This is a genomic window from Sinimarinibacterium flocculans (genome assembly GCF_003201205.1).
Lineage (GTDB): Bacteria > Pseudomonadota > Gammaproteobacteria > Nevskiales > Nevskiaceae > Solimonas > Solimonas flocculans.
Map to the genome: position 1 here is coordinate 134,434 of NZ_QICN01000006.1, position 17,346 is coordinate 151,779.

At 70.8% G+C, this 17,346-nt stretch carries 15 protein-coding genes; 6 read left to right on the forward strand and 9 right to left on the reverse strand.

Translation table 11 applies throughout. From position 1 onward, the window contains the following. Positions 1 to 39: 39 nt before the first annotated feature. The 3 genes from C8D93_RS12105 to C8D93_RS12115 all read left to right on the forward strand — a co-directional run bounded on the left by C8D93_RS12105 (position 40) and on the right by C8D93_RS12115 (position 2,198). The gene (locus C8D93_RS12105; protein WP_211307313.1) at positions 40 to 702 is read left to right on the forward strand and encodes a Vgb family protein; all 663 of its coding nucleotides are present in this window, start codon (positions 40 to 42) and stop codon (positions 700 to 702) included. 117 nt (positions 703 to 819) lie between these two features. Then, the gene (locus C8D93_RS12110; protein ID WP_110265459.1) at positions 820 to 1,590 is read left to right on the forward strand and encodes a DUF899 domain-containing protein; all 771 of its coding nucleotides are present in this window, start codon (positions 820 to 822) and stop codon (positions 1,588 to 1,590) included. A gap of 32 nt (positions 1,591 to 1,622) precedes the next feature. After that, positions 1,623 to 2,198: a hypothetical protein gene (locus tag C8D93_RS12115; protein ID WP_110265460.1), complete on the forward strand. Its 576-nt coding sequence runs from the start codon at positions 1,623 to 1,625 to the stop codon at positions 2,196 to 2,198. Here C8D93_RS12115 and C8D93_RS12120 read toward each other — a convergent pair. Genes C8D93_RS12120 through C8D93_RS12130 form a run of 3 tightly spaced genes read right to left on the reverse strand, consistent with a single transcriptional unit; the run spans position 2,170 to position 3,698 of the window. Beyond that, positions 2,170 to 2,751: a DUF5655 domain-containing protein gene (locus C8D93_RS12120; RefSeq protein ID WP_110265461.1), complete on the reverse strand. Its 582-nt coding sequence runs from the start codon at positions 2,749 to 2,751 to the stop codon at positions 2,170 to 2,172. The genes C8D93_RS12115 and C8D93_RS12120 overlap by 29 nt on opposite strands. 22 nt (positions 2,752 to 2,773) lie before the next feature. Continuing rightward, a complete protein-coding gene (locus C8D93_RS12125; protein ID WP_110265462.1) occupies positions 2,774 to 3,307 on the reverse strand; it encodes an SRPBCC domain-containing protein in 534 nt (177 codons plus the stop codon). After that, positions 3,300 to 3,698: an ArsR/SmtB family transcription factor gene (locus C8D93_RS12130; RefSeq protein ID WP_170124013.1), complete on the reverse strand. Its 399-nt coding sequence runs from the start codon at positions 3,696 to 3,698 to the stop codon at positions 3,300 to 3,302. The genes C8D93_RS12125 and C8D93_RS12130 overlap by 8 nt, the downstream gene beginning before the upstream one ends. Positions 3,699 to 3,844: 146 nt before the next feature. Here C8D93_RS12130 and C8D93_RS12135 point away from each other — a divergent pair, with 146 nt between their 5' ends. After that, positions 3,845 to 5,485: an NAD(P)/FAD-dependent oxidoreductase gene (locus C8D93_RS12135; protein ID WP_110265464.1), complete on the forward strand. Its 1,641-nt coding sequence runs from the start codon at positions 3,845 to 3,847 to the stop codon at positions 5,483 to 5,485. Positions 5,486 to 5,611: 126 nt separating this feature from the next. Next, on the forward strand, positions 5,612 to 8,404 hold the full coding sequence (locus C8D93_RS12140; RefSeq protein WP_146216587.1) for a CehA/McbA family metallohydrolase: 2,793 nt from the start codon (positions 5,612 to 5,614) through the stop codon (positions 8,402 to 8,404). A gap of 8 nt (positions 8,405 to 8,412) precedes the next feature. Here C8D93_RS12140 and C8D93_RS12145 read toward each other — a convergent pair whose 3' ends face one another. The 6 genes from C8D93_RS12145 to C8D93_RS12170 form a co-directional block, all read right to left on the reverse strand. Next, positions 8,413 to 9,480 carry a PDZ domain-containing protein gene (locus C8D93_RS12145; RefSeq protein WP_110265466.1) on the reverse strand — a complete coding sequence of 356 codons (1,068 nt, stop codon included), beginning with the start codon at positions 9,478 to 9,480 and terminating at the stop codon, positions 8,413 to 8,415. After that, on the reverse strand, positions 9,477 to 9,968 hold the full coding sequence (locus tag C8D93_RS12150; protein WP_110265467.1) for a hypothetical protein: 492 nt from the start codon (positions 9,966 to 9,968) through the stop codon (positions 9,477 to 9,479). The genes C8D93_RS12145 and C8D93_RS12150 overlap by 4 nt, the downstream gene beginning before the upstream one ends. Continuing rightward, positions 9,965 to 10,555, reverse strand: coding sequence for an RNA polymerase sigma factor (locus tag C8D93_RS12155; RefSeq protein WP_110265468.1), 591 nt, complete (start codon positions 10,553 to 10,555; stop codon positions 9,965 to 9,967). Before C8D93_RS12155 ends, C8D93_RS12150 begins: the two co-directional genes overlap by 4 nt. Positions 10,556 to 10,604: 49 nt before the next feature. After that, on the reverse strand, positions 10,605 to 11,507 hold the full coding sequence (locus C8D93_RS12160; RefSeq protein ID WP_110265469.1) for an alpha/beta fold hydrolase: 903 nt from the start codon (positions 11,505 to 11,507) through the stop codon (positions 10,605 to 10,607). Positions 11,508 to 11,572: 65 nt separating this feature from the next. Beyond that, the gene (locus tag C8D93_RS12165) at positions 11,573 to 12,832 is read right to left on the reverse strand and encodes a GGDEF domain-containing protein (protein ID WP_110265470.1); all 1,260 of its coding nucleotides are present in this window, start codon (positions 12,830 to 12,832) and stop codon (positions 11,573 to 11,575) included. 136 nt (positions 12,833 to 12,968) lie between these two features. Then, positions 12,969 to 13,850 carry an alpha/beta fold hydrolase gene (locus C8D93_RS12170; RefSeq protein WP_110265471.1) on the reverse strand — a complete coding sequence of 294 codons (882 nt, stop codon included), beginning with the start codon at positions 13,848 to 13,850 and terminating at the stop codon, positions 12,969 to 12,971. A gap of 173 nt (positions 13,851 to 14,023) precedes the next feature. On the opposite strand from C8D93_RS12170, the gene C8D93_RS12175 reads away from it, so the two are divergent. Further along, a complete protein-coding gene (locus C8D93_RS12175; protein WP_110265472.1) occupies positions 14,024 to 17,341 on the forward strand; it encodes a transglutaminase family protein in 3,318 nt (1,105 codons plus the stop codon). Positions 17,342 to 17,346 lie beyond the last annotated feature (5 nt).

Consider the following 17,346-nt stretch of genomic DNA (forward strand, 5'->3'; position numbering starts at 1 on the left):
TGTCGCGTCGCGCTGCGGCGCATTGCAAGGAGACGGGCAGTGCAAAACAACACCACAACACCTGCGCAGGCCGCCGAGATCGTGCGCGAGTACGGACCCTTCCCGGGCGCCTCGGCCATCCACGGCGTGACGCATGACGGTCGTCATGTCTGGGCTGCGACCGGCGAGAAGCTGCTCGCCCTCGACGCGGCGTCCGGCGACGTCACGCGCACGATCGATCGTCCCTGCGACGCCGGTACGGCCTTCGACGGCAAGTATCTCTACCAGCTTGCCGAAGCCCGCATCGACAAGATCGATCCGGTGAGCGGCGAGGTCGTCGCGTCGATTCCGGCGCCGGGGCAGGGCACGGACTCCGGCATGGCCTGGGCCGAGGGCAGCCTGTGGGTCGGCCAGTGGCGCAATCGCAAGATCGTGCAGGTCGATCCCGAAACCGGCGCGGTGCTGCGCACCATCGAATCCAACCGTTTCGTCACCGGCGTGACCTGGGTCGACGGCGAACTGTGGCACGGCACCTGGGACGAGGACGAGAGCGAGATCCGTCACATCGATCCCGCCAGCGGCGCAGTGCTGGAGCGTCTGCAGATGCCCGCCGGCACTGGCGTCAGCGGCCTCGAATCCGACGGCGCCGAGCTGTTCTATTGCGGCGGTGGCGGCAGCGGCAAGGTGCGCGCGGTTCGGCGGCCGAAGGCGGCGAAGGCCTGAGACGCGTCGTCGATGTGGCAAATGTAGGAGCGCCTTCAGGCGCGACTCTTTTCTCTGGACGGAGCGCGACGGTTGCGCCTGAAGGCGCTCCTACAGGTTTCGTATTGAGGATCGACCATGAATACGGTTGCTGAAGTCATGAATGAGCGGGTAAGTCATACCACTGTCTCGCGTACGCAATGGCTTGCCGAACGCGAGCGGCTGCTGGTCCGCGAAAAGGAAGTGCTGCGGCTGCAGGACGAACTGGCCCGCGAGCGCCGCGCGCTGCCGTGGGTGCGTGTCGACAAGCGCTACGTCTTCGACACGCCCGAGGGGCCGCAGAGTCTCGCCGAGCTGTTCGGCGGTCGCAGCCAGCTGCTGGTGCAGCACTTCATGTTCGGGCCCGGCTGGGAGCAGGGCTGCCCGAGCTGTTCGTACATGGCCGATCACAGCGACGGCATGACCGCGCATCTGGCGCAGCGCGACATCGCCTTCGTCGCGGTCTCGCGCGCACCGCTGGCCGAGATCGAGCGCTTCCGCCGGCGCATGGGCTGGCGCTTCCGCTGGGTGTCGTCGCACGGCAGCGACTTCAATCGCGACTTCCACGTGTCGTTCTCGCCGGAGCAGCGCAGCGGCGGCGAGGTCTACTACAACTACGGCATGCGCGCGTTCCCCAAGGACGAGGCGCCGGGCGTGAGCGCGTTCGTTCGCGACGAGGCCGGCACGGTCCATCACACGTACTCGACCTACGGTCGCGGCGTCGAGGTGATGATGGGCAGCTACCGGATGATGGATCTCACGGCAAAGGGCCGCGACGAGGACGCGCTGCCGTACACGATGGCCTGGGTGCGGCATCACGATCGCTACGAGGCGACCGGCAACGGTGCCTGCTGCGGCGGCAAGGCCTGAGTCGCGGCGCGGCCGGCCGGGGTGGCACCGACGTGAGCAGCCTCTGGCCGTGGTTGGCCGTCGCAGGACTCGGTGCCCTGCACGGCCTGCATCCCGCCACTGGCTGGCTGCCCGCCGCGGCCTGGGGCTGGCGCGCCCGCGACCGCCGGCTGGCGTTGCAGGCGCTGGGCCCGATCGCACTGGGGCATGCCGCGTCGGTCGCAATCGTCGCCACGCTCGTCGTGTTCGGTCTGTCCGTGGACGACAGGGTCCTGCAGCTCATCGCCGGCGGCCTGCTGCTGGGCATCGTCGTCGCGCACCTGCGTGGCGGGGCATGCCGGCCGCTGCGCGTGCCAGCCGGGTCTGCGGGACTGGCCTTGTGGTCCTTCATCGCCGCCACCTCCCATGGGGCGGGGTGGATGCTGGTGCCGGCGCTGATACCGCTATGCGGCGGCAGCGCCGCGCTGCGCGAGATCTCGGCCTCGGGGTCTGCGCTGCTGGTGCTCGCGGCCGTGGGCGTGCATCTGGCGGCGATGCTCGTCGTCACCGGCGTCGTGGCGCTCGGCGCCTGCCGGGCACTGAGCGGCCTGTCGCCGTGCTTCAGCCTGCCGCGTCGTACGCGGCCTTGATCCAGCCGACGAGGGTCTTGTCGATCTCGGCCTCGCTGCCGAAGCGCACGGTGTAGTTGCACATCTTGCCCGGCGGCTGCGCCTTGAGCCGCGGATCGTCCGGCAGCGACTTGACGTTGAGGCCGAGTTCGAGCGCGTCCTTGGTCGCGGGGCCGAGCATCGCGAACTGCTTCCTGCGGCGCAGGCTGATGTAGGTCTTCTTCGGCGCCTGTTCGTGCGTGCCGAGCGCGTCGATCTTCGCCTGCAGCGTCTCGTGCAGCGGACGCAGATGCGCCTTCGCGCCGGTGTAGATGGCGCTCAACGGATCGCCGTCGGCGGCGGGCGCGGGCGGTGCGCCGCCATCCAGGGACGGCAGCGGCTTGTCCAGAAAGTGCACGACCGTGTTGGCGTCGCCGTAGCCGAGCTTGAACTGCTCCATCAGCCAGCTGCGCCGCTCGCCGTGCTTGACGAGGCCGCTGCTGCGCACCGCGGCATGCAGCTGTTCGATGGTCTTGCCGGAGCGCGACTGGATGTTCCTGAGCTGCGTGATGACGGCGGTCTGCGGGTCGGCCATGGTCGGTCTCCTCGGGGGCGGGTCATTGCCTGCGGTTCAGCGGCCAGTGCTCGCTGCGCGTGCGGGCCGGCAGCACGAATTCCAGGTGGTCGAACATCCAGTACATCAGCCGCGTGCCGAGGCTGGGCCGGCCGGTTTCGCAGATCGCCTTGAGGCTGGCGAGGATCGTCGTGCCGCCGCTGGTCATGCTCTTCGCGGTGCGCGTGCCGGTCGGCATGCCGGTCACGCGCAGCGTGACCTCGACACCACTGCCGACCGGCCTGAGTTCGTAGCTGACGGTGCAGGGCGGATCGTCGTACTGGGTGAAGCGGTGCGTATGCGCGTAGCGGTACGGCGGCTCGAAGGTGACGATGTCGCCGTCGACGATCACGTGCTTGCCGGTGCCGGTGCGCATCTGCATGCGTTCGCCGGTCTTGAGTCCGGTCGTGTGCAGCCAGGCATTGAAGACGGCGCCCTGCGCCTCGCCGGTCTTCGTCAGTTCGTGCCAGACGCGTTCGATGTCGGCCTCGATGAAGATCTTGAAGACCGCATCCTCGGTCCCGGGTTGTTCAGCCATGACGGCGCTCCTTTCGAGTCTTCGGCAACGTGTGGATCTCCGCGCCTTCTGCGCGGTACTTCAGGCGGGTGAGCTGCGCCGACCAGTAGGCGCTGAACTCGGTGGTCCAGCGCTCGTGGATCAGCTGCAGCGGCGTCGGGTCCAGCCACAGCCGCTTGTCGCGGCCGTCACGCTGCGTCACCAGCAGGCCGCCGCGTTCGAGCACGGCCAGATGCTTCATCACGGCAAAGCGCCCGATCTCGCCGTCGAACGCCGCGCAGACATGGTTCACGTTGCAGCCGCCGTCGCGCTTGAGCAGGTCGAGGATGCGGCGCCGCACGGCCGAGGACAGCGCGAAGAAGGTCGCGTCGAGGCGGGCTTCGGTGTCTGCGGCGGCTGTCTCGGCGTTCATATGTGCCATTATGGTCACATATTGACTGTCGGGCGCAAGCCCTACCGTTCCCTCTCCCGCTTGCGGGAGAGGGGAGTACCGCAAGACCGGAGTGTGCTCATGGGACAATGCGCCGTTAGCCAGAACGCCTTCCGCCTCCAGCCGCCATGCTCCGCATCACCGAACTCACGCTGCCGATCGAGCATGCGCAAGACGCGCTCGCGCCGGCCATCTGCCAGCGCCTGAAGATCGCGGCGGCCGATCTGCAGTCGTTCACGGTGTTCAAGCGCGCCTACGACGCGCGCCGCAAGGGCGCGGGCCTGAGCTTCGTCTACACGGTCGACTGCGAACTGCGCGACGAGGCTGCGGTGCTGCGGCGCTTTCGCGAGGACCGGCACATCGGCCCGGCGCCGGACACGCGCTATCACCCGGTGGCAGCCGCGCCCGCCCATCTTCCGCGGCGGCCGCTGGTGATCGGCTTCGGTCCCTGCGGACTGTTCGCGGCGCTGATCCTCGCCCAGGCCGGTTTCCGGCCCATCGTGCTCGAACGCGGCAAGCCGGTGCGCCAGCGCACCAAGGACACCTGGGGGCTGTGGCGCAAGAACACGCTGAACCCGGAATCCAACGTGCAGTTCGGCGAGGGCGGTGCCGGGCTGTTCAGCGACGGCAAGCTCTACAGCCAGATCAAGGACCCGAAGTTCTACGGCCGCAAGGTGCTGCACGAGTTCGTCGCCGCAGGCGCGCCGGAGGAGATCCTCTACGTCAGCAAGCCGCACATCGGCACGTTCCGGCTGACCGGCGTGGTCACGCGCATGCGCGAGCAGATCGAGGCGCTGGGCGGCGAGGTGCGCTTCGGCCAGCGGGTGTCGGACCTCGTCATCGAGGACGGCGCGCTGCGCGGTGTCGTGCTCGACGGCGGCGAGACGCTGGAGGCGGACCATGCCGTGCTCGCGCTCGGCCACAGCGCGCGCGACACCTTCCGCATGCTGCACGCGCGCGGCGTGTACATCGAGGCCAAGCCGTTCTCGGTCGGTTTTCGCATCGAGCATCCGCAGTCGCTGATCGACCGTGCGCGGCTCGGTCGTTACGCCGGTCACCCGCTGCTCGGCGCGGCCGACTACAAGCTGGTGCATCACGCCGCCAACGGGCGCTCGGTCTACAGCTTCTGCATGTGCCCCGGCGGTACCGTCGTCGCGGCGACTTCGGAACCGCAGCGCGTCGTCACCAACGGCATGAGCCAGTACTCGCGCAACGAACGCAACGCCAATGCCGGCATTGTCGTCGGCATCTCGCCCGAGGACTTTCCGGGCGGTGTCGCCGCCGGCCCGCTGGCCGGCATCGCGCTGCAGGAAGAGCTCGAATCGCGCGCCTATGGGCTCGGCGGCGGCGACTACCTCGCGCCGGGCCAACTCGTCGGCGACTTCATCAAGGGGCAGGCGTCCGTGGCGCTGGGCGAGGTGGAGCCGAGCTACAAGCCCGGCGTGCACCTGACCGATCTGGCGAGCGCGCTGCCGGACTACGCGATCGCCGCAATCCGCGAGGCGCTGCCGGCCTTCGACCGGCAGATCCGCGGCTTCGCGCGGCCCGATGCGGTATTCACCGGCGTCGAGACGCGCACGTCCTCGCCGCTGCGCATCACCCGCGGCGAGGACGGTCAGAGCCTGAACACGCGCGGCCTGTATCCGGCCGGCGAGGGCGCGGGCTATGCGGGCGGCATTCTCTCCGCCGGCGTCGATGGCATCCGCGTCGCCGAGGCGCTGGCTGTGCAGATGCTCGCACGTCACGGTGCTGCAACCGGCGCTGCCTAGGCTGCGCGCCTGCCGGGTTTCGGCCTTGGCGTGATTGCGCAGTACGGCGCTCCCCGGCTTTCGTAGCATCCCGCGGCGAAGGGACGTCGGCACCCGGCCGTGCGCCACGACAATGGGGAGAGCAGCATGCAAGGTCCGCAGCGGCGGAAGGCCGGCATCGTTGTCGCCGTCATCGGCGGCATCGCGTTGTCGGCCTGTGGCGATTCGACGGTGCCGGGGGACGGCACTGGCGATGCCGGTCGGGTGCGGATCGAGGGCCGCGGCCAGGTGGTGTCCTCCCCGCGCACGGTCGACTGCTTCGAGGCCTGCACGATGACACTCGCGGCCGGCGACCGCCTGCTGGCGGTTGCGGCGCGCGACTGGCGCTTCGAGCGATGGGACGGTGACTGCGCCGGCCAGACCGGTGACGAATGCGTGCTGCCGGCGGGCGGGCCGGTCGAGGTCGTCGCGCATTTCGCACCGGCGCCGCAGGATCTGTCGGCTGCGCAGTGGCGCAAGGGCGACCTGCACCAGCATTCCGATCATTCGTCCGACGGCAGCCTCGGCCGCCAGCTCGGCGACGATCAGGCGCCGGGCAACATGCCGCTGGCGGACATCATTGCGCAGGCCGAGGCGGCCGGCCTCGACTTCCTGCCGATCACCGACCATCGCACGCACGACCAGCACTACGACCCGCAGTGGGAGTCGTCGGGCCTGCTGCTGATCGCCGGCGAGGAAGCCAACGGCAGTCCGCACGCGACCGTGCACGGCGCGGTGGACATGGTCGACCAGAACGCGCGCATCGACGGCGAGCCGGACAGCCGCGTCGTGCAGGAGTCGATCTGGCTCGCGCACAGCCAGGGCGCGGCCTGGGTCACGGCACACCCGGACGACGGGTCGGTGGACGACGACGGCGTGCCGAACGCGCGTGCCGATGCACTCGGTGTCGATCTCGTAGAGATGTGGAATCGCGCGTCGTACATCGAAGGCGAGATCGACTACGTGGAGAACCGCTGGAACGCGGGCTTCCGCTTCGGCATCGCCGGCGCGAGCGACAACCACTTCAAGGAGTTCTGGCTGCTCGGCGGCGGCACCGGACGCCCGGCCACGGAGGTGCTGACGCCGGCGCTGACCGACCGGGCACTGGTCGATGCGCTGCGCGCGGGGCGTACCGGCGTCTACGCCGGCGATGTGCTGTCGCCCCGGCTGCGCATCGACGCGGATTTCGACGGCGACGGTGTCTATGAAGTCCGCGCCGGCGACGAGGTGTTCGTGCCGGCCGGCACGCCCGGCACGCTGCGCGTGCGGGTCGAGCAGGGACTGGGCAACCGTGTTCTGGTCTATGCCGCACCCGGCCGCAATGCCGGTGCGCTTGCGGAGGTGGTCGGCTCGTCGGTGATCGGCTTCGAGGACATCGTGCTCGACATCGTCGCCGGCGACACGCCCACCTGGTATCGCGCGGAGATGCGCAGTCTCGGGCTCGCCGATCCGTCGAGCCTGCTGTTCGGCACCGTGCTCGGCCCCTACGATCTCGGCAACCTGTTCCAGCAGCTGCTGGCGCAGGTGCGCGCGATGACCTCGGGCATCTTCGTGTCGACCGGCCCGGTTGAACCGCAGGGCGCGTTCCTGCCGCCGCCGGACAGCGGCGTCGACGACGGCGCCGAATACGCGCTGGGCGCGCCGGGCGAGTTCGCCGGCTTTGCCGACGCGGCCTACGACGCGGCGTCGGGCCGCCTGCATGTCGTCGGCGAAGTGCATGACGCGGCGTCGACCCGCATCGAGTACACCGTGCGCGAAGCCGACGGTCGCTGGCGTGCGCCGCTCAGGCTCGACGACTCCGGTTCGGCGCGCTTCCCGCGCGTGGCCGTTGCCGGCGACCGCGTCGTCGTTGTCTGGCAGGACGAGCGCGCCGGCCAGATCCCGCGCCGGCCGGCAATCCTCTCGCGCAGCAGCGACGAGGGCGGCGCGCAGTTCGGTGCGGCGGTCGTGGTGCAGGCGCCCGACGGCCGGGCGATGCATCCGGACGTGGTGCTCGCGTCCGACGGCACGGCGCATGTCGTCTGGCAGCAGATTGCGGCGGGCGAGCCCTTCGATGTCTTCCACGCCACGATCGGTTCCGACGGCAGCGTGTCGGCGGCGGACAACCTCAGCCGCGAGGGCAAGGTCGTTGCCGCGGCGAGCGGACTCGATGCGCGCAGCGCGCGCTATCCGGCGTCGGTGCGTCCGGCGATCGCGATCGGCGGCGACGACGTGCCGGTGATCGCCTGGCAGGACAACCGCTTCGATGTCGATCCGCTATGGACCGGCCAGACCGGCAGCGGCGAGGGCACCGACCCGGACGATTGGCAGATCGCCGTGCGCAGCCCCGGTCAGGCCATCGAGTTCCTCGGCGCGGCCGATGCCGCCGACCGGCACGTCGACGTGCTGGTCGACAGCGACGGGCGTACACATCTGGTCTGGACCGCCAAGCCGCTGCAGGCGGCGGGGGCGAACCTGTCGCTGCAGGCGGCGGTGCGCGCATCCGGTGCCGCCGCGTTCGCGGCGCCGCAGCCGGTGGGCGCCTACGCCGCGAGCAGCGCGCGATCGCCGCGCCTGGGGCTGGATGCGGACGGACACGCGCAGCTGGCCTGGTTCGACAGCCGCAGCGCCGACTGGCGCTGGCGGGTCATGACGGCGGTGTTCGACAACGGCGCCTGGGACGCGCCGCGGCTGCACGCCGGCCGCGGCGTCAGCAGCTGGCCGGTGCCGGCCGGGCCGTTCGTCGCCTTTGCGACGACACGCCACGCGCAGCGGCTGCAGCGGGACCGCACCCAGCAGGTGTACGTCATCGACGGCCGGTCGCCGGTGGCCATGCGCGCGGCGCGGGTGCCGACGGCGAAGGGGCAAGGTCTGCTGCCGCCGCTTGCCGATGCGGACTGCGCGTCGCGTGGCGCGCACTGACCGGCGGCTCAGTCGTCGTCCACCGCGTCGAAGCGCATCACCTCGATCTCGCGCCGCGGGCGCTGCGGCAGCAAGCCCGTGAGCTCGAGATTCTTGCCCTGACGGGTGACCTGCAGCTTGAGCGGCTGGTCGTCCGCGGCTTCGGCGATCTCCTCCCAGGCGGCGACCGGGCTGGCGACCGAGCGGCCGTTGATGCGGCGGATCACGTCGCCACTGCGCAGGTCGAGGCTGCCGCCCTCGGGCGCGGCGACCACGAGCACGCCGTCCTTGGTCTTGAAATAGACGGCGAGATCGTCATCGAGCCGGGCCAGCTGCAGGCCGCCCAGTGCCCGCGGCGGACGCGGCGCCAGCGCCGGCACCGGCGGGACGGGCGGCAGCGGCGGTACCAGCACGTCGAAGTCGCCGACGTCGTGCCAGGCCACCAGCGGCGCCGTTGCCGCCCTCGGGCGCGTCGCGACCACGGTGACCTGTGCGCGCTTGCCGCCGCGCTCGTAGTCGAGCACGACCTTGTCGCCGGGCTTGACCGCATCCATGACTTCGACGAGCCGCTTCTTCGGGTCGCGCCGGTCGTCGACGGCGGCGTCGAGCTTCGTGCCGTTGGCACCCACCAGCAGGTCACCCGACCGCAGGCCGGCTTTCTCGGCGCCGCCGCCCGGCGTGATGCCGGTGATCAGCACGCCGCGCCGCCGGCCCTTCTCTTCGGGCCCCTGGTCGATGGTCACGCCAAGCATCGCACGGTCCGGATCGGTGACGAACTCGTAGGCGTAGGCGCGGGGACTGTCGAGCCGGTGCTCGCGCGCCTGGCGCGCGAACTCGCGCGCCGCCTTCTGCAGCTCGGCCTTGGCGCGCTCCAGCTCCGCGCGGGCCGCTTCGACCTCGGCCTCGGCCGCCTTCTGCGCGGCGCCGGCCTCGGCCTCCGCGAGCCGGGCGTGCAGCTCGGCTTCGACGCGGGCCGGCTCCGCGGCGCGTTGTTCGTTGCGCGCCTGCCCGGCCGGTGTCTGCGCCGCCAGCGGCGTGATCGCGACGGCGGCGGCGAGACCCAGCGCGAACGGGGCGCCGGAAATGACGGACTTCATAGACTCCACTCCTGTTGTGCAGGCGCCAGCGCGACGGCGGATGGCCCTTCGCCGGCGGCCTGATGGGTCGCGACCAGCCGGTCGAGCAGGCTCACACGGTTTTCCCACAGGGTCCGGGCGCCGGCCGCGGACGCGTGGTTGAGCTGCAGATCGACCATGGCGATGTCGCTCTCGATGGCTTGCGTGGTGGCGGCGTAGCGCGCGTCCCAGACCACGACCTGCGGACGCAGCCGGACGAGGTGGCGCTCCAGCGCCTGCGAGCGCTGCATCAGCGCGGCGATTTCGGGATCGGCCGGCGACAGTGCCTGCGGCGGCATCAGTCGCACGATCCCGACCGCAGCCAGCACGGAAGCGGCGAGCGCCAGGGCGGCGGTTGCCCGCCGCCGGCGACGCGGTGCGGGCTGCAGCGCCTGCTGCAGCCGCGACCAGCCGTCGGCCGGGGGCTCGAACGCCGGCAGTTCACGCAGGGATTCGGACAGATGACTCATAGCAGCGACCTCAGGGGCGGGCGCAACGGTGCGGCGGCGGGTGCGCCTTGGGCATCGTCGGCAAGCAACTGGCGCAGGCGGCCGTGGGCCCGCGACAACTGCGATTTCGAGAAGCTCACGGTCTTGCCGCACAGGGCGGCGATCTCCGCGTGGTTGTAGCCCTCGACGTGGTAGAGCCACAGCACCGAGCGCGGCAGCGGCGGCAGCAGCGACAGGGCCTTCTCCAGGTCGAACTGGCAGATGTCCTCGACCGCGGGCTCCTTCTCGTCGGGGATCTCGGCGGGCTCGAACAGCTCGAGGAAGCGTCGTCCGGCGCGCAGATGCATCAGCGCCTCGGTCGCGCAGATCGAACGCAGCCAGTGCCCGAAGGGCGCCTCGCCGCGGTACTGATGGATGGAGCGAAACGCGCGCAGGAAGGTGTTCTGCATCACGTCGGCCGCGGCGTCGGGGCAATGCGTCATGCGCCGTGCCAGGGTGAACACGGCGCGTTCGAAGGCGCGGTACAGCCGCTCCAGGCCGACCCGGTCGCCGCCGCGCGCGAGCGCCAGCGTGTCCTCGTCCACCACCGCATCGAAAAGGCTGCTCATGCCCTCTTGGATGCGTGTGGAGCGAAAAAGGTCGCAGCCGCCCGTGTTTCTACCGCCCAGGCTCCCAGGTCGCGGCGGACAGGAATTCGCGCACGACGGCTGCGGCGCGGTCCGGGTCCTCCTGCATGAAGCAGTGGCCGCCGGGGATAGTGCGCACGGTGATGTTCGGGTTCAAGCGGGCGGCGCGGCGCGCCGCCGGCGGCAGGAACGGGTAGCTGGATTCGCCGTGGACGAACAGCACCGGGCAGCGCACCTGGCGGATCAGCCGCCAGGGATAGACCGGGTTCTCGAAGATCGCGGCCTCGATCTCGCGCGGGCAGCACAGCACCCGGCCGTCGCCGTCGTCCCGGGTCGCGTAGTCGACGAAACTGGCCAGCGCGTCCTCGCGCCAGCCGGCATAGATGCCGCGGCCGCGCAGGCGACCGAGGACCTCGTCGCGCGATGCCCAGCGATCGCGGCGCCGGCGCGCGGCGTTGGCGATCGCGTTGCGGCCGAGCCGGTTGGCCAGCTTGAGGCCGAGCCACGACGGCGTCGGGATCAGGATCGGGTCGAGCAACACCAGCGTGCGGAACAGCTCCGGCCGCCGTGCCGCCACCGCCAGCGTAACGGCGGCGCCGAAACTGTGACCGAGACCGATCATCGGCATCGCGCCGGCGCATTGCTCGTCGATGACCTGCGGCACGCGTTCGATGATGGCGCGCGTCCCGGAGTAGCGCCGCGGCGCGTCGCTCGCACCGTGGCCTTCGAGGTCCTGGCAGAACAACGCGTGGTCGGAGGCCAGCGTACGCAGGAACGGCCAGTAAACCCCGCCGCAGAAGCCGTTGCCGTGCAGGAAATGGATCAGCGGCCGGCCGTTGTCCCGTCGTCGCCCGCGCAGCGTCGGGCCGTCGCCGGCGTCCGACTGCCACGGGGTCGTGGCCTGCAGGAAGTCGGTGGCGGGCAGGTCGTTCATCGGGGGGGGGCGTGCGCTGGGCGGCCCGCGAATCTAGCAGATGCCGCCTTTCCGGCGACGGCCGATCAGCTGTCGACCAGCGGCCCGAGCTGTGCGCCGTTGCGACCGCCGCGCTTGACGGTATAGAGCTGCTCGTCGGCACTGCGATAGAGCAGGGACAGGCTGTGACTGCCGTCGGAGATCACGCCACCGGCGCTGATCGTGAGCTTGCGCAGCGGTGCGTCGGCATTGTCGATCCCCAGCGCCCGCACCTGCGCGACGAGCACGCTCAGCCGGTCCTCGGCCGCAGCGGGTTCGCAGTCGTACAGCAGGATGGCGAACTCCTCGCCGCCGAGCCGCGCGCACAGGTCCAGCGGCCGGCGGCCGAACTGGCTGAGCACCACGGCCACTTCGCTGAGGGCGCCGTCGCCGTAGTCGTGGCCGTAGCGGTCGTTGACGAGCTTGAAGTGGTCGAGATCGGCCAGGGCGAACAGCATCGACTTGCCGTCGCGCCGCGCCTGCGCCGCCGCCAGCTCGAAGTGCAGCTCGAACGCGCGCCGGTTGCGCAGGCCGGTCAGCGGGTCTTGGTGCGCCTGCAGCTGCAGCAGGCGCCGCGCCGCCCAGCTCCGGCGCTGGGTCGTCTCCATCCACAGTGCGGACAGCGCCGAGACCAGCAGCAATGCGGCTTCGCCGACCCAGGTGATCGGGCTCAGCGACGGCGTCAGGGCGATCAGGCTGCCGCCGAGGACCACCGCGACATAGCAGGCGTGCATCGCCATGACGCGACTGAAGCGGAAACCGCCGAGCACGGCCAGCGCCACCGGCACGGCCACCGCCAGTCCGTGGTCGGCGGTGTAACCCCACTGCACGCCCTGCGTTCGCAGGGTTTCGAGTGCGACCAGGATGACCAGGCCACCGGCGGCGATGAACGCGCCGGAGATGGCGCGCTCGGGCAACAGCCAGGCGACGAGGGCCGCCGCCAGCGCTGTCGGCACGATCACCGAGAACGACAGCAGGGTCAGCAGTTCGTGATAGGCGCCGGACAGGCCCAGGCGCTGCACCGGTGCGAGGGCCAGCCCGCCGAAGATCAGCACCGGCAGCAGGGCGAGCAGCACGCGCATCTGGTTGGCGTTGACCCGCCACTGCTCGCGGTAGCTCGCTTCGACGTCCCGTGGCAGCCGCAGCAACGGCCCGCTGGAACGGGCGATGCGCTCGAGGGCCTGCACCGTGGCGGGAGCCAGTTCGTCGACGGGATTGCGCCGGGACGCAGCCGCGATCAGCCCGCGGTTTCGTATCCGCAGGAAAAATCCGCCCGACTCGGTGGGCACCGATCGTTCGTCGAACACCGTCCTCCCCATGAGGAATATCGCTTGTCGGTGCGCCTCGTCCGGGGGCGCGCACCGACGGCCCGGTCTGACGCCGGGTACAAGATATGGAGTGTATGGGGACCGGTGCCGCAGCGACACCCCGCAAACCGGGGGATCAGCCGGTGTCGAGGAAGGCGGCGATCGCGGCACCGGTCGCCTCGGGCGCATCGAAGTGGAGCATGTGGCCGGCCCCGTCGATGCGCAGCTGCGCATGGTCGCGGAAGCAGGCGCGGCGCTCGGCGGTCTCGGCGGCGCCGATCGCCTGGGGGAAGATCGAGTCGGCGGCGTCGACGAACAGCGTGCGTGCGGTCACCTGTTGCCAGATCGCCTTCGACTCGGCGGCCCGGTACAGCGCCGCCATCGGCAGATGATGCTTGGGGTCGGCGAGCAGGCGGATGCGGCCGAAGCCGTCGGCCGCGCCCCAGCAGCGCGCGATGAACAGCGCACGCTCGGCCGTCAGCGCCGGGTGCTTGGCCCGCACGCGCCGCGCCAGCGCCTCGAACGAGGGATAGAAGCGCTCGCGCGTGTCGCCGGGCCACAGATCCATCCAGCGGCGCAGCACCTTGGGTGCCCGCGCGGCTTCCATGTCCGGCAGGAACAGGCCGTCCAGGCACACGTAGCGCTCGACGCGGTCCGGCCTGAGCCCCGCGTAGAGGCTCATGATCTGGGCGCCCATGCTGTGGCCGACGAGCCGCAGCGGCGCGTCGGGCGAATAGTGGGCCACCAGCGCGTCGAGATCCGCCACGTAGTCGGGAAACCAGTAGCCGTCGGCCGGCCACTGCGTGTGGCCGAAGCCGCGCCAGTCCGGTGCCAGCACCTGCCAGCGATGCAGCAGCGGCTGCACGAGCAGCTGGAAGGTCGCCGAGACGTCGAGCCAGCCGTGTCCGAGAAACACCATCGGTGCGTCCGGGCGACCCCAGCGACGGACGTGGTAGCGCAGGCCGCGGAGGCGGACGTGTTCGGATCGGCTGGCGAGGCCGGAAGCGGGGTCTGTCATGGCGCGCGCAGTATAGGCAGACTGCGGCGGTCGCCCGGTGGCAAGCCTTTTGCCAGCGGAGGGGACGTCCCTGGACGGCGGCCTCGGCGCCCGGCCGGAACGGGTCGGGCGGTGCGGTGCCGGGGCGATGCCGTCGCGCCACGGTAAGTTCGAGCTCACCACGAAGGGTCTTCATGTCGATTCACGTCGCGCTGCACCACCAGACCCGCTACCGGTACGACCGGCGGGTGGGGCTGTCGCCGCAGATCATCCGCCTGCGACCGGCGCCGCATACGCGCACCAACGTGCGCAGCTATGCGCTGAAGATCGAGCCCGATCCGCATTTCATCAACTGGCAGCAGGACCCCTTCGGCAACTGGCAGGCGCGGGTCGTGTTCCCGGACAAGGTGACGGACTTCGTCGTCACCGTGGACCTGGTCGCCGATCTCGTGGTGATCAATCCCTTCGACTTCTTCGTCGAGGAGGACGCACGCGAGCTGCCGTTCACCTACGCGCCGGAACTGAAGACCGATCTCGAACCCTATCTGCGCGTCGATGCGCCCGGCCCGCAGCTGCAGGCCTACCTCGACGGCGTGCAGATGGAGGGTTGCGCGACGGTCGACTTCCTCGTCGAGCTCAACCGCCGGCTGCAGCAGGACATCGGCTACCTGATCCGCATGGAGCCGGGTGTGCAGACGCCGGAGCAGACGCTGTCGCTGCGTTCCGGCTCGTGCCGCGACTCGTCGTGGCTGCTGGTGCAGATGCTGCGCCACCTGGGCTTTGCCGCGCGCTTCGTCTCGGGCTACCTGCTGCAGCTCAAGCCCGACGTGAAGCCGCTCGAAGGCCCCGTGGGCGCGGCCGAGGACTTCACCGACCTGCACGCCTGGGCGGAGGTGTTCGTGCCCGGCGCCGGCTGGATCGGTCTCGACCCGACCTCGGGTCTGTTCGCCGCCGAGGGTCATATCCCGCTCGCGGCGACGCCGGAGCCGTCGACGGCGGCACCGATCACCGGTGGCGTCGAGCCCTGCGAAGTCGAGTTCGGCCACGAGATGCGCATCGCGCGCGTGTTCGAGTCGCCGCGCGTGACCCGTCCGTACAGCGACGATCAGTGGCACCGGATCGACGCCCTCGGTCAGTCCGTCGATGCACGGCTGAACGAGGACGACGTGCGCCTGACGATGGGCGGCGAGCCGACCTTCGTCGCCGCCGACGATCCGCAGGGCGCCGAATGGAACACCGCCGCGGTCGGTCCGAGCAAGGCGCAGCGCGCGCTCGACCTGGCCCTGCGCCTGCGCGCCCACCATGCGCCGCAAGGTCTGCTCACCTGGGGGCAGGGCAAGTGGTATCCGGGCGAGTCGCTGCCGCGCTGGGTCTACACGCTGTACTGGCGGCGCGACGGCGAGCCGATGTGGCGCCTGCCGGTGCGCACACCGGACCCGGCGAAGCCGGTGAGCCTGCTGCAGGCCAACCAGTTCATGCTCGGACTGGCCGAGCGGCTCGACGTCGATCCGCGCAACGTCTGCGAAGCCTATGAGGACGCGCTGCACTACCTGGTGCGCGAGCGCCGGCTGCCGGTGAACATCGATCCCAAGGACAACCGCCTGTCCGATCCCGAAGAGCGCGCGCGCATGATCGGCGTGTTCGAGCGCGGCCTCGGCAACGCTCGCGGCTACGTGCTGCCGGTGCAGCGCTGGCAGGCGGCGGCGCGCTGGATGAGCGAGCGCTGGCTGTTGCGCAGCGGCCGCCTGTTCCTGGTGCCGGGCGACTCGCCGATCGGGCTGCGCCTGCCGCTGGAGTCGCTGCCGCCGGTGCCGCCCGGCAGCGTGCCGGCGAGCTGGCCGGCCGATCCATGGGCGCTGCCGCAGACGCTGCCGTCCCCCGACCCGCGGCGCCAGCCGTTCCTGCAGATGCGCGGCGACGCACCGGCCGCGCGCACGCGCGAGCAGCAGGCGGCGCGCGAACCGTCGCCGCCGCCGCCGCGCGGGCGCTACGTCAACGGCGTACACGTGCGCACGGCGCTCGCGGTCGAGCCGCGCGAAGGCTGGATCAACGTCTTCCTGCCGCCGCTGTCGCGCACCGAGGACTTCATCGACATGGTCGCGGCGATCGAGGACGTGGCCGCCGAGACGCAGCTGCCGGTCCGGATCGAGGGTTATGCGCCGCCGGCGGATGCCCGGCTGGAAACGCTGAAGCTGACGCCCGACCCCGGCGTCATCGAGGTCAACGTGCAGCCGGCGCGTTCCTGGGACGAGCTGCGCGACAACACCCTGTCGCTGTACGAAGCGGCGCACCAGTCGCGCCTGACCGCGGAGAAGTTCCTGATCGACGGGCGCGCGGTCGGCACCGGCGGCGGCAACCACGTCGTCGTCGGCGGCGCGCGGCCGGCCGATTCGCCGTTCCTGCGCCGGCCCGATGTGCTCGCCAGCCTGCTGCGCTACTGGCAGAACCATCCGTCGCTGTCCTACCTGTTCTCGGGGCTGTTCATCGGGCCCACCTCGCAGCATCCGCGCGTCGACGAGGCGCGCGACTCGCAGCTCTACGAGCTGGAGATCGCGCTTGCGCAGTTGCCGAAGAAGGGCATGGACGTCCCGCCGTGGATCGTCGACCGCACGCTGCGCAATCTGCTGGTCGATCTGACCGGCAACACGCACCGCGCCGAATTCTGCATCGACAAGCTGTACTCGCCCGACGGGCCGACCGGCCGTCTCGGTCTGGTCGAGCTGCGCGGTTTCGAGATGCCTCCGCACGCGCGCATGAGCCTCGCGCAGCAGTTGCTGGTGCGGGCATTGATCGCGTGGTTCTGGCGCGAGCCGTACGAACGTCCGCTGGTGCGCTGGGGCACGGCCTTGCACGACCGCTGGATGCTGCCGCATGACAACTGGCGCGACCTGGGCGAGGTCGTCGACGACCTGTGCCGTGCCGGGTTCGCGTTCGAGCGCGACTGGTTCGCGCCGCATTTCGAGTTCCGCTTCCCCTGCCACGGCGTGCTGCGCTACCAGGACATCGAACTGGAGCTGCGGCATGCGCTGGAGCCGTGGCCGGTGCTCGGCGAGGAGCCGGGTGCCGGCGGCACGACGCGCTATGTCGACTCGTCGGTGGAGCGGCTGCAGGTCAGGGTCGGCGGACTGTCACCCGGCCGCTTCGCGGTGACCTGCGGCGGCCGTCCGCTGCCGCTGCGTCCGACCGGGATACACGGCGAATACGTCGCCGGCCTGCGCTATCGCGCGTGGCAGCCGGCGTCGTGCCTGCATCCGACGATCGGCGTGCACACGCCGCTGATCTTCGACCTGTACGACACCTGGAGCGGGCGTGCGGTCGCGGGCTGCACCTACCACGTCGCCCATCCGGCGGGCCGCAACTACGACAGCTATCCGGTCAATGCCTTCGAGGCCGAGGCGCGGCGCATCGCGCGCTTCGAGCCGATCGGCCATACGCCCGGTCCGTATCCGCTGCGTGCGGAGACACCGAATCCGGACTACCCGTGCACGCTGGACCTGCGCTGGTCCGCGTAGGCGCC